This is a genomic window from Cupriavidus sp. UYPR2.512, from assembly GCF_000379565.1.
GTDB lineage: Bacteria > Pseudomonadota > Gammaproteobacteria > Burkholderiales > Burkholderiaceae > Cupriavidus.
The window spans coordinates 18,975-33,705 of the sequence record NZ_KB903167.1 but is presented as its reverse complement, the minus strand read 5'-3'; the positions used below and the strand labels follow the sequence as shown (position 1 = coordinate 33,705).

General features: G+C 63.3%; 13 protein-coding genes and 1 pseudogene. 6 read left to right on the top strand and 8 right to left on the bottom strand.

Annotation, left to right across the window (positions count from 1 at the left end; translation table 11 throughout):
• From A3A5_RS39545 to fabI, 4 genes are all read left to right on the top strand, one after another.
• A partial coding sequence (locus tag A3A5_RS39545; protein WP_018314129.1) for a DUF3141 domain-containing protein occupies window positions 1-1,507 on the top strand: 1,507 nt, incomplete at its 5' end.
• Between the two features lie 66 nt (window positions 1,508-1,573).
• Window positions 1,574-2,512 (top strand): phosphate acetyltransferase, encoded by a 939-nt coding sequence (locus A3A5_RS0129940; RefSeq protein ID WP_026201274.1) that lies wholly within the window; start codon window positions 1,574-1,576, stop codon window positions 2,510-2,512.
• A 4-nt stretch (window positions 2,513-2,516) separates the two neighbouring features.
• Window positions 2,517-3,707 carry an acetate/propionate family kinase gene (locus A3A5_RS0129935; protein WP_018314127.1) on the top strand — a complete coding sequence of 397 codons (1,191 nt, stop codon included), beginning with the start codon at window positions 2,517-2,519 and terminating at the stop codon, window positions 3,705-3,707.
• Window positions 3,708-3,784: 77 nt separating this feature from the next.
• Window positions 3,785-4,567, top strand: coding sequence for an enoyl-ACP reductase FabI (gene fabI, locus A3A5_RS0129930; RefSeq protein ID WP_026201273.1), 783 nt, complete (start codon window positions 3,785-3,787; stop codon window positions 4,565-4,567).
• Between the two features lie 171 nt (window positions 4,568-4,738).
• Here fabI and A3A5_RS0129925 read toward each other — a convergent pair whose 3' ends face one another.
• The 6 genes from A3A5_RS0129925 to A3A5_RS0129900 form a co-directional block, all read right to left on the bottom strand.
• Complete coding sequence (locus A3A5_RS0129925; protein WP_018314125.1) at window positions 4,739-5,533, bottom strand: cytochrome c; 795 nt, start codon at window positions 5,531-5,533, stop codon at window positions 4,739-4,741.
• A gap of 36 nt (window positions 5,534-5,569) precedes the next feature.
• Complete coding sequence (locus A3A5_RS0129920) at window positions 5,570-7,192, bottom strand: cbb3-type cytochrome c oxidase subunit I (RefSeq protein ID WP_026201272.1); 1,623 nt, start codon at window positions 7,190-7,192, stop codon at window positions 5,570-5,572.
• Window positions 7,179-7,679: a cytochrome c oxidase subunit II gene (locus A3A5_RS0129915; RefSeq protein WP_051108589.1), complete on the bottom strand. Its 501-nt coding sequence runs from the start codon at window positions 7,677-7,679 to the stop codon at window positions 7,179-7,181. The genes A3A5_RS0129920 and A3A5_RS0129915 overlap by 14 nt, the downstream gene beginning before the upstream one ends.
• Window positions 7,680-7,759: 80 nt before the next feature.
• The gene (locus tag A3A5_RS44190; RefSeq protein ID WP_018314122.1) at window positions 7,760-7,936 is read right to left on the bottom strand and encodes a hypothetical protein; all 177 of its coding nucleotides are present in this window, start codon (window positions 7,934-7,936) and stop codon (window positions 7,760-7,762) included.
• A 26-nt stretch (window positions 7,937-7,962) separates the two neighbouring features.
• Complete coding sequence (locus A3A5_RS0129905; RefSeq protein ID WP_026201270.1) at window positions 7,963-9,282, bottom strand: cytochrome c; 1,320 nt, start codon at window positions 9,280-9,282, stop codon at window positions 7,963-7,965.
• A gap of 10 nt (window positions 9,283-9,292) precedes the next feature.
• Window positions 9,293-10,054 carry a c-type cytochrome gene (locus A3A5_RS0129900; RefSeq protein ID WP_035813990.1) on the bottom strand — a complete coding sequence of 254 codons (762 nt, stop codon included), beginning with the start codon at window positions 10,052-10,054 and terminating at the stop codon, window positions 9,293-9,295.
• A gap of 398 nt (window positions 10,055-10,452) precedes the next feature.
• Here A3A5_RS0129900 and A3A5_RS0129895 point away from each other — a divergent pair, with 398 nt between their 5' ends.
• Window positions 10,453-11,592 (top strand): hypothetical protein, encoded by a 1,140-nt coding sequence (locus A3A5_RS0129895; RefSeq protein ID WP_026201269.1) that lies wholly within the window; start codon window positions 10,453-10,455, stop codon window positions 11,590-11,592.
• Window positions 11,593-11,614: 22 nt separating this feature from the next.
• Window positions 11,615-11,695: pseudogene (locus A3A5_RS43675) on the top strand (beta-ketoacyl-ACP reductase); the annotation flags it as partial.
• Window positions 11,696-11,909: 214 nt separating this feature from the next.
• Here A3A5_RS43675 and A3A5_RS0129890 read toward each other — a convergent pair.
• Both A3A5_RS0129890 and phaZ read right to left on the bottom strand, forming a co-directional pair.
• The gene (locus tag A3A5_RS0129890; protein ID WP_018314118.1) at window positions 11,910-13,013 is read right to left on the bottom strand and encodes a hypothetical protein; all 1,104 of its coding nucleotides are present in this window, start codon (window positions 13,011-13,013) and stop codon (window positions 11,910-11,912) included.
• A gap of 126 nt (window positions 13,014-13,139) precedes the next feature.
• Window positions 13,140-14,360, bottom strand: coding sequence for a polyhydroxyalkanoate depolymerase (gene phaZ, locus A3A5_RS39540; RefSeq protein ID WP_035813984.1), 1,221 nt, complete (start codon window positions 14,358-14,360; stop codon window positions 13,140-13,142).
• Window positions 14,361-14,731: the final 371 nt, after the last annotated feature.

The following is a 14,731-nucleotide window of genomic DNA, read 5'->3' as shown; positions in this document are numbered from 1 at the left end:
GGCGGATCTGGGCAACGGCAAGTTTGACGGCGCCTGGTTGGTCCAGAATTTCGAGAACCTGAATCCGGCCAACAGTCTCTGGGACAAGTACTACAACCTGTACGAGAANGCCGATACCGAGCCGCCGCGCTTTCTGGAATTCGAACGCTGGTGGGGCGGCTACTACCTGATGAACCGCGAGGAGATCGAATGGATCACGCGCAATCTGTTCGTCGGCAACAAGCTCTGGGGGGGTGACGTCAAAAACGCCGGCGGCAAGGCGTTCGACTTACGCGAGATCCGCTCGCCCATCGTGCTGTTTGCCTCGATGGGCGACAATATCACCCCGCCGCAGCAGGCATTCAATTGGGTGGTGGACATCTACGGCAGTACCGAGGAGATNAAGGCNCGCGGCCAGGTGATCGTCGGCATGATGCACCGGAGCGTCGGCCATCTCGGCATNTTCGTCTCCGGCAAGGTCGCGCAGAAGGAGCACGCGCAGATCGTCTCGNTGCTCAAGAGCATCGANCTGCNGCCGCCGGGGCTCTACGGCATGGTCATCCATGAGCGCAAGGGCAGCGNTGGCGTAGAGTATGAGGTCGAGTTCGAGGAGCACTCGCTCGAAGAGATTGCCAGCAGACTTAACCGCTTTGAGCGCGTCGACGAGAAGCCGTTCCAGACGGTCGCCAACCTGTCGGACTTCACGCAGCGCGCCTACGAGCTGTTTGCGCAGCCTTACGTCCAGGCGGTGTCCAATGAGATGACAGCGCGGGTGCTGCGCGAATTCCATCCGCTACGCATGCAGAACTGGTTGTTCTCGGACCTGAATCCGTGGATGGCATGGTTAAAGCCTGCCGCCGACGAGGTCAAGGCAAACCGGCAAGCGCTGGAACCGGACCATCCGCTGCGGCAGCAGGAACAGGCGGGGGCGGAAGTGCTCAGCGCTGGATTGGATGCATTTCGGGCCGTACGCGATGCGATGACCGAGTACACCTTTTTCAACGTGTATGCCCTGTTCCCGTTCCTGCCAAGGAGCGAGCCTTCCGCCCGTGCGGGTACATCGGCGGCGACCGCCCCGCGGGACCTGCCGGAAGTCAAAGCGGCGCTGGCCGCGGCCGGGCAAGGCGGATATGCCGAGGCCATTGCCCGGCTGGCCTGCCTGCTGAGCCGTAAGGGTGAGCCCCTGCCGCTGTCCAGGCTGGAGTTGCGCAAGGAGTTGGTCACGGACTATGCGGATCTGCTGCCCGAACTGGAGCCGGACGCCTGGCGCAAGATCCGCGGCCGGCAGGAACTGATCACGCGCTACGCGCCCGAGGAGGNGCTCGCGACGCTGCCGGCCTTGCTCAGGCATCAGGCCGACCGCCAGCGGCTGCAGGCGCTGGCGGAGAAGCTGCGTACCGATGAGCGCGTGCTTGGNGCCACGCCCACCGTCGAGCAGGCGGCAATGCTGGAGCGGATCCGCACGGTGNTCGGCACCAGGCCGGAACGCGTGCGCGGCGCGGCCGTGCCGCTTACCCGCGCATCGTAGCGGGCTGTCGGCGGGCGCATGCCTTTGCTGTCGGCCGACACCGAGAACCTGACGCAGGAGCAAACCGTGAACGCCAAGCATGAGAAGTACCAGCGTCTGATTGACTACTGCAAGACCATGCCGCCCACGCCGACCGCGGTGGCGCATCCGTGCGACCAGTCTTCGCTGGAAGGCGCGGTAGAGGCCGCCCGGCTGGGGCTGATCGCGCCGATCCCGGTCGGGCCACGTTCCCGCATCGAGGACGCCGCGCGCGCAGCCGGCCTTGACATCCGCGAGTACCCGATTGTCGATGCCGAGCACAGTCACGCGGCAGCGGCTGCCGCCGTGCAACTGGTGCGCGAAAGCAAGGCCGAGGCCTTGATGAAAGGCAGTCTCCATACCGACGAGCTAATGGGAGCCGTGGTCAAGGGCGATAGCGGCTTGCGTACCGCCCGGCGCATCAGCCACTGCTTCGTGATGGACGTGCCTGGCCACGAGGACGCTTTGATCGTCACCGACGCCGCCGTCAATATTGCCCCGACGCTGGCCGAGAAGGCCGACATCCTGCAGAACGCGATCGACCTGGCCCATGCCTTGCGGGTCAAGGAGGTGCGCGTGGCGATTCTTTCGGCGATGGAGACGGTCAACCCCAAGGTGCCGTCCACGCTCGATGCCGCCGCGCTGTGCAAGATGGTTGACCGCCACCAGATCACCGGTGCGGTCGTCGACGGACCGCTTGCCCTGGACAATGCCATCAACCTGGATGCGGCGCGGATCAAGAAGATTGATTCACCGGTGGCCGGGCGCGCCAATGTCTTGCTGGTGCCGGACCTGGACGCCGGCAACATGTTAGCCAAAAGCCTGACCTTCCTGGCCGGCGCCGATGCCGCCGGCATCGTGCTGGGCGCGCGGGTGCCGATCATCCTGACAAGCCGCGCTGACTCCGTCACGACCCGGCTGGCGTCCTGCGCGGTGGCCGCGCTGGTGGCCAGCGCTCGCCGGCAATCCGGCCAGGTGGCGGGGTGATGTCATGGCCGAATTGATCCTGGTCCTGAATGCGGGTTCATCGAGCATCAAGTACTGTGCCTACGATACCCATGACGACACACTGAGGCTGGTGCTGCGCGGCAGCATCGATGGGCTTTACACGACGCCGGCGTTCCGCGCGACAGACGCGGCGGGGGCAGAGATCGAGACCAGGCGGTGGGATGCCGGCACCGAGCTTGGGCACGAGGGAGCCATCGCCTTCCTGGCGGACTTCCTGCGCGGCCACGGAGAAGGGCATGCGCTCAGCGCGGTGGGGCACCGGGTGGTGCATGGCGGGGTACGCTATACCCAGCCAGCAAGGGTGACCGATGCGGTGCTGGCGGAACTGGACACGCTTTGCCCCCTCGCCCCCTTGCACCAGCCCCACAACCTCAAGCCGATCCGCATCCTCGCCGAGCGGCGTCCGGAACTCCCGCAAGTCGCCTGCTTCGATACCGCCTTCCACCGGGCGCAGCCGGAAGTGGCACAGGCATTCGCATTGCCAGCGGAGGTGACCGCGCGAGGCGTCAGGCGCTACGGCTTCCACGGACTGTCCTACGAGTACATCGCCAGTGTGCTCCCGAGCGTTGATGCCGGCGCGGCGGCTGGCCGCACCGTCGTCGCCCACCTTGGCAACGGCAGCAGCATGTGCGCGCTGGTGGCGGGACGCAGCGTGGCCAGCACCATGGGCTTTACCGCGGTGGACGGCCTGCCGATGGGAACCCGCTGCGGCAGTCTCGATCCAGGCGTGATCCTGTACCTGATCCGCGAACTCGGCATGGATGCCCACGCCATCGAGGACCTGATCTACCGCAAGTCCGGCCTGCTTGGCGTCTCCGGCCTGTCGAGCGATATGCGCGCGCTGCTCGCCAGCGACGATGCGCAAGCCCGCTTTGCCGTGGAGTTGTACACGTACCGCATCGCCCGGGAGCTTGGCTCGCTGGCCGCGGCCGCGCAGGGGCTGGACGCGCTGGTGTTCACCGCAGGCATTGGCGAGCATGCCGCGCCGATCCGCGAGCGCGTATGCCAACTGGCGGCATGGCTCGGCGTGAGCGTCGATTCTGCGGCGAACGCCGGCGACGGACCGCGCATCAGCTTGGCCTCGGGCCATGTCCCAGTCTGGGTCATCCCGACCAACGAGGAACTGATGATTGCCAGGCATACCAGGGAGGCCCTCGCAGTGCCCGCACGATGACCGCCGTCATAGCCGATCAAGGGAGCGGCATGGTCATCCACAGTTCACTGGCAATGATGAATCCGGGAGAGAGTGACATGACTGCAGCACAGCAACATCCGATTCTTGCCAACGCCCGCGCACTTGTCTGCGGGATTGCGAACGAACACTCCATTGCTTATGGGTGCGCCAAAGCCTTCCGCGAACTGGGAGCGGAGGTCGCGATGACTTATGCCAGCGAAAAGGCCCGCCAGTTTGTCGAGCCGGTGGCGCAGGAGCTTGATGCTTCCATCTTTCTGCCCCTGGATGTCACGAGCCAGGCGGAAATGGACCAGTTGTTCGCGCGAATCGGGGAGCAGTGGGGAAAGCTCGATATTCTGGTGCATTCGGTCGCCTGGGCACCGAAAGACGATCTGCAGGGCGGCCTGCTCGATTGTTCGGCCGAAGGCTTTGCCAAGGCCATGGATGTGTCCTGCCACTCCTTCGTGCGCATGGCCCGGCTGGCGGCGCCTCTGATGAGCGATGGTGGCACCATGTTCACCATGAGCTACCACGGCGCCAACAAGGTGGTGCCGAACTACAACGTCATGGGTCCGGTGAAGGCCGCCCTGGAAGCAGTGTCACGCTACCTCGCGTACGAATTGGGCCCGCGCGGCATCCGCGTGCATGCGATCTCGCCTGGGCCGCTGCAGACCCGTGCTGCGTCCGGGCTAAAGGGATTCGATCTGATGCTTGCTGACGCTGTGGAACGCGCGCCACTTGGCGAGTTGGTCGACATTATGGATGTGGGGTACACCTGCGCCTTCCTGGCCACGCCCTACGCCCGGCGGCTGTCGGGCGAAACGCTGTATGTGGATGGCGGCGTCAATATCATGGCGTGAAACGTTAGCGACCAGCAGGTTTTCAGGGCCATTGGCAGCTGCACGCCTGCTTAGTCATGAAGCTAGATCAGTCGACGCATGCCACGGGTCTCTACCAAGGAGTCATTTACCGATCCTATCGGGCGCACATGGGCGGTGATGCGAGGGTGAAGTGGGGCACTCGTGCTTTGACTACTGCCCTTCGGCCGCCGCTTTTCGTGCGTAAAAACCCGCCACCTCTTCAATCTCCTTGTCCGTCATTGCCCTGGCCATGTTGCGCATCTGGCCTTCGGCGTCGTTGCGCCGCTGCCCGTTGCGAAAGGCGCGCAGTTCAGTGGTGAGGTAGTCATGCGGCATGCCTTCCAGCCATGGTGCGCCGAACTTCTGGTCTACGCCGCCGTGGCACGAGATGCACGGCGCGACGTTGCGCAGCGGGTCGCCCACGCGGACGAGTGGGGGCAGGGATTCGTCGTAGGTGGTCGGTGCGGTACGGGCCTTGGGGAGCGAGGCGTAGTAGGCGGCGAGGTCGGTGATGTCGCGTTCGGACAGGTTGCGGGCCAGCGATTCCATGATTGCGCTGCCGCGCTTGCCGGACCGGTAATCCTGCAACTGCTTGATGACGACTTCCGGGTACTGGCCGGCAAGGTTGGGCGCATTGGACGCGCTCATGCCGCGCGCGCCGTGGCACATCGTGCAATTGTTCAGGGCCAGCGTGGCGCCGCGGCCGATGACGTCGGCGGGAGCGGCGTGGGCCATGCTCCGGTCAAGCACGACATTGGTGGCGATGTGGCCGTTGCGCGAGGTGCGCTGGCTATTCCAGCTGGCAGGGGCGCCGGCGGCGCGGCAGATGGCGTCCCACACGCCGCGTGCGGAGAAATCGTTTTGTACGGAGGGAAGCCAGATGAAGCCGACCAGCGCCAGCACCACCGTCAGCACGACCAGCGCCAATACGCTCTTGCTGCCGATGGGGTTGTGGTGCGCGGACATTGACCGGGTCTCCTGTTTGGCCTGTGAGCAGCCGAGTCAGCGGCTACCAATCGGCACCACTGGCACCGACGCGTTGTCAAGCACTGCCAGCTGGACGATCGGATAACCGTAGTTGACCAGCGTGAGCGCGATCATCATCGCCACCCACAGCCCCAGGCCGTTCAGCGCTGCCGGAGGACGCGCCTCCGGGTGCAGCGTCTCGCTGAAGGTGTAGGGCGCGGGCGTGCCGGCCGGGCGGCGGTGGCCGGCGGCGAGGAGGATGACGAAGAGGAGCGCCGACAGCACCATCACCAGCCCGCCGAGCGTAGAGGCGATGACCGTCCACGCCTGCGGCTGCAGCGCGGGGTGGCTGTAGTCGTAGTACGCCATGCGGCGTGGCATGCCGAGCAGCCCTACCCAGTGCCACGGTAGCGACAGCACCAGCATGCCAAGGAACCAAAGCCACAGCTGCAGGCGCATCAGCCCGGCCGGCAGGGGCCCGCGGCCGGTCAGCTGCGGCCAGAGGTCGTAGGCCAGCGCCATGTACATGATGACGATGGCGCCGCCAAAGATCAGGTGGAAGTGGCCGGTCACCCATTGGGTGTTGTGGATCGTCTCGTTGAGCTGGTAGCTCATGTTGATGATGCCCCCCGCGCCACCGAGGCCCAGCATGATGAACGAGAACGTCACAGCCAGCATCATCGGGTTGTGCCACGGCAGCGCGGCCAACCAGCCGAACGCGCCGCGGCCGCCGCGCAACCGGGCAGCGATCTCGACCGAGGCGACGATGGTGAAGACAGTCAGCAGCGTCGGGACCGACACCATTGCCGTCATCGCCGCATGGACGAACTTGAAGCCTGAGCCGACTTGCGGATCGGCGAACAGGTGGTGGATGCCAATCGGCATCGAGAAGACCAGGAACAGCGCGAACGCCACGCGGCCCATGGTGTCGCTGTAGAGCCGTCCGCCGATGGCCCGCGGCACGATGCTGTAGAAGGCGACATAGGCGGGAATCAGCCAGAAATAAACGATGGCATGGAGTGTCCAGGAGAAAAAGACCCGTGCCAGTCCGGCATTGATGGTGTCGGTCAGCCCCAGCGATGCCGGCAGGATCAGTACCAGCACTTCGATGGCCGCGCCCAGCGAGGTCCATGCCCAAAGGTAGGCGCCCGCCACGATGCCGTACATGGCCAGCGGCACGGTCGCGCCCGGATTATCGCGCTTCCAGGCGGCCAGGTTGACCGACATCAGCGCCACCCATATCCACGAGCCGACCACCACCAGCACTACGCCGAAGTAGTAGAACGGGCTGCCGATCATCGGCGGGTAGAAGGTATACAGGACCGACGCCCTGCCAAGCCCCATGGTCGCCGCCGCCAGCACCGTGCCGGCGATGACCAGCCAGTAGCCGATCCACGCCCAGCGCACGCCCAGCAGCGCCCGCTTGAGCGAGAGTTCGCTGACCGCGTAGCCGAACCCCATCGCTACCAGCGTGGGCATCACGTACGCCATGACCGTGCCGTGCGCGGTGACGGAGCGGTAGTAATGCTCGGGATTGTTGACCCACTGCGCCAGCGGGCTGCGGATGAACATCTGCCATTCGCCGAGCAGGATCGCGCCCAGAAAGGCGATGAATGCCACCCAGAAATGGGCGAGAACGAGCTTTCTAGCGAGGAACACAGGTCATCCTTTCCGTGTTGCGCGCACGGGCCATGAAGTCCTCGCGCGGGAGGACCTGCACCTTCGCCCACATGGCCTCGTGGCCAATGCCGCAGTACTCGTGACAGGGCATCAGGTGCTCGCCCGTCTGGTTGAAGGTGGTGGTGAACGTCGCCACGAAGCCGGGGATCAGCATGGTGTTGGCGTTGGTCGTGCCGACGATGAACCCGTGCACCGCGTCGGCGCTGGTACCGCGGAACGTCACCGGCATGCCCTGCGGCACCACGATGCACTGCGGCTCGAACGAATACTGCTGGGCAACTAGCCGCACCGTGACCTTGCCATCGGGGTCGACCGCCGTGCCGAGGTTGCCTTCGACGAACTCGCCTTCGAGGTGCAGCGTCTTGACGTTGACCGTCTCCACGCGTGACGGCGGCATGGACGCCCAGTGGACGCTGGCGAAGATCATGAGCAGGATGATGACCGCGATGATCAGCCCGACCACCATGGCCCAGCGGCGCTCGGCCGCCACGGCGACTGACTCGGCGCGGTGGCCATCCGGCGCAGCGGGGGTTTGCGGCGCGGCCGTCACTGGACCAGCCCCCGCGGCACGTGTACGAAGAAAAAGAAGACGAGGTAGATGAGAACGACGATCGCCGTCGCCACACCGGCCACGGCGAAGGTACCGGACGGGCCTGCGCTGACCACGCGATGCACCTCGGCATCGGCCGGGCGCGGTTCGTTGTGATCGAGAGGTTCTGGCATGTCTGGCCTCGTCTGGTTGTGATCGGTTATTCCGGCAGCAGCTTGCGCAACTCGTTGACCTGCTGCGTCGCCACCGGGGTGCCGGTATTGCCCCAGGCTACGCGGATATAAGTCACCACGGCGGCGGCCTGGTCGTCGTTGAGGATGTGAGAGAAGGGCGGCATGCCATGCGGGCGCGGGTTCTTCTGCGTGCCGGGCGCATAGCCGCCGTTGAGCACCATGCGGATGGCATTGACCGGAGACGACATCGTGATCGACTGATTTGCGGCCAGCGGCGGGTAGGACGGCGGATGGCCCTTGCCGTCTTCGGCGTGGCACTTCGCGCATTGCTGCTGGTAGATCTGGCGGCCTGCCTCCATCACGGCCGGCTGTACCAGCCGCTCCTGGCTGGGCGGCGGCGCCTCGGTGTCGCGCTGCGGCAGGGCCTTCAGGTAGACGGCCATCGCCTGCACATCCTCGTCGCTCATGTATTGCAGGCTGTTATAGACGACCTCCGCCATCGGTCCGTACACCGTGGCACGGTGCGAGACGCCGACCTGCAGCAGGTCGACGATATCCTGGATTGGCCAGTTGCCAAGCCCGGCCTCGCGGTTCGAGGTGAGTGACGGCGCGTACCAGTTCTGGTTCGGAATCATGCCGCCTTCGAATTCCTTCGACTCGCTGGAGCCGCCCAGCGCATTGATCGCGGTATGGCACATGGCGCAGTGGCCGAGCCCCTGCACGAGATAGGCGCCACGGTTCCATTGGACCGACTGGCTCGGGTCGGGCTTGAACTCGCCTTCCGTGAAGTAGAGGGTGCGCCACCCGATCAGCAATTCGCGCTTGTTGAACGGGAAACGCAGCTCGTGTGGATGGTTCTCGCGCTTTACCGGTGGCACCGACATCAGATACGCGTAGATCGCGTCCGAATCCTCGCGCGTGACCTTGGTGTACGAGGCGAATGGCATGGCCGGGTAGAGCAGGGAGCCGTCGCGCGAGACGCCGGTGTGCATCATCCGGTAGAAGTCGTCGTCGGTCCATTGGCCGATGCCGGTCTCGTCGTCGGGCGTAATGTTGGGAACATACAGGTTGCCGAAGGGCGTCGGCATGGCGCGTCCGCCGGCAAAGGCGGGATTGTTTGGCTCGGTATGGCAGGCGACGCAATCGCCGGCGCGGGCGAGGTACTCGCCCTTGGCGATGATCTGGCTGGCGGGGTTCAGCACGCCGGCCGCCTTCGCGCCGTTTGCCGAGGTGACGGGTGGGGGCGCTTTCGCCGGTTCGCGATGCGCGAGCCGCACGGCCAGAGCGCCCAGCCCCGCCACAACGACGATGCCGATGACGGGAATGAGCAACCCACGCGCTTTCATGGCCTGCCCCTCATCGCTGGCTGCCGCATGCGAGCGGCATGCGTACGAGGTTGGACGACTCGGGCGACGGGTCCTTGGGAGGCTGTTGCTGCGACAGCCAGGCGGCTACCGCCGAGATGTCGGCATCCGACAGCCGCGAGGCGACGCGCTTCATGCAGTCCGGCTCCGTCGCGTGCCGATCCCCCACCTTCCAGCGCGTGAGCTGGCCGACGATGTAGGCGTGCCGCAGGCCGACCAGGCCCGGAATGCCCGGCTCCATGCCGGTCAGACCGGCGCCGTGGCAGGCGGCGCACGCGGGAATGCCCTGCTTGGGATCGCCGCTTGCGACCAGTGCCTGTCCGCGCGCCATGGCGGCCTGCGGGACGGCGGTAGGGGCACTTGGCGCGAAAGCGGGGCGCAGCTTGGCGAAATACTCGGCGATTTCCTTCAGATAGGGGTCGGGCAGGTAGGCGACCAGGTAGTTCATCGGCGGATAACGCCGGGTGCCATCTCGAAAAGCGATCAGTTGGTTATAGAGATAGCCGGCTGGTTTGCCAGCAATGCGCGGGTAGTAGCCATTGCCAGTGCCCTGGCCGCTCTGTCCGTGGCAGGTAACGCAGCCCTGCACGCGGGCTTCCATTGAGTCGACTGTCTTGAAGGCGGGGATCGCCTCCTGCGGCGGCGCCGGGACTGGCAGGGATTGCGCAAGACCGTGGAGCGGCAAGCTACCCAGCCCGACGAGAAGCGACGCCAACAGCCAATCGCGCAGCAATGCCATCCGAGTGGGGCGCATGGTCCATCTGCTGTCTGGTGTGCAAACAGACTCATACTATGCGCTGTGCTGCATTTGTCAAAGTTGAGTTCCACCTCGACTGCGCGCGGCCGCGGCAGTCTGACACTCAGTCGCGTCTGCACGACTTCGGAATCGATCCTCACATTCCTGCAGATCGATCCGCTGATACGGTCCACTTGCAGCTGGTTTTGCCTGAAGGTCGATGGCGGATTCATTGCCTGATCGTCCGGCAGAGCAGGGGCCGGCGGTTTTTCCCTGAGCGCCTTTGTTGACTATAGTGCTCAGTGATCCTGGTGGGCAGGTCAGCCACCGGGGCATTGAGAAGCGGTCATGGGACGTGCAGGTTGCCTGCGGCACGCGCTGGCCGAGAGCCGGGGGTCATAATGAGAGCTAGGCTAGTGCTCTGGTTCGTCGCTGTAGCAATTCTGTTGCCACAGTCGTCCCTTGCTGCCGAATTTGGCAGCAAGGGCGGCCTCGAGCCCAGCAACATCGACCAGGTCGCAGCACGGCTTCGCGAGGATCCCTATGATCTGGAGTTGCTGATCAGCTTCGGCACGTCCAAGCGCGGATCGGCCGGCCATATCGCACTGGCGCTCCGCGACGATGTGCTTGGCGATGAACTGGTGTATTCGGCCAACTTTTATGCGGACCGAGACCGCAAGCACGTGAGCGGCTACTACACCACGGATTTGATGATTGCCATACCCAAGCAGGAATACCTGTTCAGGACGGTCTCCACGGTCGCCGAGACGGCATCGTTTGGGTTGGACTTCGGCGAAATCTACAAACGGTCGGTCATCGGTGTGCGTGTCTATGGCGTGCCAGCGGCAGACAGGGCCGCCTTGGCAGCATATTTCCGCCGCATCAACGACGACTATCACCGGCAGCGCAGTAACACCGAGTATCACCGAGGCCAGATCAAGTACGACTACCTGCGCCTGAACTGCGCCAAGACGATCGGTGCCGCCTTCAAGTTTGGCGCTGCCTATCGTGACCTGGAGGTGACCAGCGCCAGAGTTCTGTCAGGACGGCGCGTGGTCGCGGCCGCCACCGCCAACGTCCCCACCGAGATGGCGATGAAGCTGATCAAGGAGTGGGGCCGGCGCAACTATGGCATGGACGTGGTGCTGTACAAGAAGTACCGTGGCTCGAGCTATGTCGACCCGCAAGAGGAAGAGAAGGTGGCATTCAAGGACCTGCCTGATCGCTTTCCCTCGGTGCTATCGCTAGACTTCCGCCGCGACGCCGGAGCCTACCAAGACTATGACAACCTTCTGGCGATGTACCTCCTTTTCAATCTCGGTAAGTACAGCGTGCGTGTCAACGAACAGACGATGCTGCTTGAGATCGAGAAATCAAAGGACCCCATGCCTTACCCCGAGGCGATGAAGTTCGCCACACGCGATGCCTGGGTCGACAGCGAAAATTACAAGCGCCATATCGAGTTCCGCCCGAGCGGCGAAAGAATCGGCGAGGAGCCGGACAACACGCACCTTTACCACTTCACCGATGATGCGGATGGGAAGATGGCGCGCTAGCTTCGGGTGCCCAGTAGCTGCTATGGTGGAGCGGGGGTGGGGGCGCATCATCAATATCTCTTCCATCAACGGCTCGAAGGGTGCGTTTGGGCAAACCAACTACGGCGGGCAGCACATGCAATGACTGGGGGGCGGAGCATGGTTCGTTAGCGACACCGTGCCCGCCGTTGCGACTCAGGCGCTAAGCGCAAGGAAATCTATTTCACCCTTCTTGTTGCCGGGGGCGAAACCGGCGCAGCAGCGGGAGCCGACGCCGCGATCTACCGCGACACCGTATGTTCGCAGCAATGTCGCTCTCTAGCAGAGTATGAGGCGCGTTATCGGGTAGATTTCAGGCGGTCAATCATGCCCTTGATCGCTTTAAGCTGGACCGCGTCTTTCGTATCCCATTTTTCCGAATCTGTGTAGCCCCACCAGTCCCAGCAACCCTTTGGGTTGTAAGGTGTAACGGCTGATGCAATGGTTTGGGGATAGAGGACCACGATGTCGTTGGTATCGGCCCATGGGTTGTAGCCTGCATGCTCGATGAATCTTCGCTGGATTTCGGAGAAACTTTGACTGCAGCCATGAAATACCACGTGCAGACGGCAGCGCTTTGACGCGCAGCTCACTGGTACGTAGACCCATCCCGTGCGCGCCATGCTCTGGCTCTCCGGGGCGCGAAGGAACTCAGCCTGGTCGAATTCGATCAGGTGCCCGCGTGGCAGGCCTTCGTTACGAGGCTGAAGATTCCCATAGAGATGCTTCAGGATCCGCCCGGCAGCGTCGAAGCTGCAATCGCTAATGAAAGGTGCGGCAGAAGTCGAGCAGGGGTTGCCGTCGCGGTAGGAGTCAGTCGGAAAGGTATGATCTGCGTCGGGGATCGTTTCATAGCGCAGGTTTTCCGCCCGCACAAAGCTCCGGTAATAGGCCGCCAACGCATTCATGACCGCCGGCTTGATGGTGTGATCGCGCATTCCCAAGACCAAGAGAACGCGTTGAGTTCTCAGGTTGGTTACGGGATCGATTTCGCCTGCCATCGCTCGCTTGCGGGTTGCCTCCACCGAACGGGCTACGTCGGGTGCATCCGTTCCGGCACAGATTGCAAGCCCCAGAAAGCACCACGTGCGCTGCAAGATAGAATAGTCTCCCGCCATGCACGGGCCAAGCGCGCGCTGCAGATTCGCCTGCTCTCCTTTTCCCGTTTGCGCGCAGGCATACGGCCCACCTGCAATGATCCCGGTGCCATTGACGAGGGCGGAGTAGGCCACATGCATTTGTACTGCCATGTAGCCGCCGGAGGAGATGCCGGACGTGGTGATCTGATCCGGCTTTACGTATTCCGGCGGAAGTTGAGCCGGCGCGGCCGAAGCCAAAGTGCCAAAAATCACGCTGCCAGCCCATATCACGCATTTCGTCACTGACTTGCGATGCAGGTACATCAGTAGCTCCTTCTGTGCCGGCAAAATAGATGTGACGATGGACGCGCCGTTGGGTGGACATGAACGGCAAAGGCAGGGCTACTCGTGAATCGGACTCACGCGCTGATTCGGCAAGATGCCAAGCGGTTACATGTGGTGTCGTGTCATATCGCAAATGCTGGGGAAGACTTCGCTTCGCCAGGTTGGTCCACGGAATAAGTCGTAGTGATTGCATCCGGGAATCGTGACGAGTCGCTTGTCGCGTGAGGATAGGCCTCGGCACAGGTCATGAGCGGCGTGCGTTTGTCCGCGGCCGGATATGTCGTCAAGCTCGCCTTCGATGGTAAGCAATGCTGTGGAGCGGATGTCCTGCGGACGCACGGCCTTACCCCGCACTTGCCAGGTGCCGAAGGCGATCTGAAACTCCTGAAAGACGGTCCGAACAGTGTCGAGATAGAACTCGGCGGCCATGTCAAGCACAGCACTATAGTCCAGCAACGCTTGCCAGTGGGAATTCGCACACTCGACATCGCCACGAGCAAGATTCACACAATAGTCCCCCCAAAGATCCCACAGCGGGAATGGCTGCGCGGCGGCGAGTCCGGAGAACTGCACGAAACTCGGACAGACCTGACGTCCAGCACCTGCATACGGCTGCGGCACTGCGTAGACCAGATTGCGTCGAAACCATTGGATAGACTGGCTTGAGGCGAGGCGCCCAATCGCAGTGGGGCTGCGACGTGCGTCGATCGGACCGCCGATGAGAGTCAGGCTGCATGGTGTCGTCTCATCGCGGCTTGCCAGCAGCGCGATGGCGGCCAATGCTGGTACAGTGGCCTGGCAAATGGCAAGCACATGCAGCGGCACTACGTCGATCTGACGGATAAAACGCTGAACATGAATGACATAGTCGTCCAAATGAAACGTGCCGTCTGCCACCGGAACATGGCGCGCATTGGTCCAGTCCGTGACATAGACAATGTGCTCTTGCAGCAGCGATTGCACCACCTCACGAAGCATGACGGCATGATGGCCAGCAAGGGGAGCACAGACGAGGATCGCTTGCTGAACGTCTTCGTGCCCAACCGCTGCAGCAGCTTCAAAACGCCGCAGGCGGCAAAACGGGCTTTCCAAGACGACTTGCTCGACCACTGGAACGACACATCCATCACGAAGAATGGCCGTGATGCCAAACGCGGGTTCGTCGCAGGCCGCGCCGAGACAATGGAATCTTTCCCAGCCCGCAGCAAGGTGCTCCGCGCCCGGAATATATGCAAAGGGACTGAGCGGGCTGGCAAAGGCTTGGGCTGATTGATCCGCCCACGCCAGCATCATTGCCCGTTGATATTCAAAAATCTGATAGAGCATACAGACTCCGTACAAGCGAACCGGCGGAGAAGATATTCGTAGGAAAGCTTGGGGACAGAAGAGATGCTGCGGATGTCGCAACCGGCTTTCGACGCACACACTTTCGGTTGAGCGATAACTCACCGCGACATTGCGTCTTGAGATAGCAACGCGGTTGCCGATTCCACACGCCCGCACAATCGCCTACCCGCAACTCCAGCCTACTGCATTCCAGCGGGCAGGAGCCGCCTATTCGGCCGGGTATGAAGAAATTGTTGGATAAAGAGGCGAAGCCGTTCTGCAATTAACAGAAGCCATACGGGGGCCGTGGCCAGGCACTCCGTCCGCTCCCTGATTGACGCTCACCATGCGTGGGCTGTCATCGGCGACGC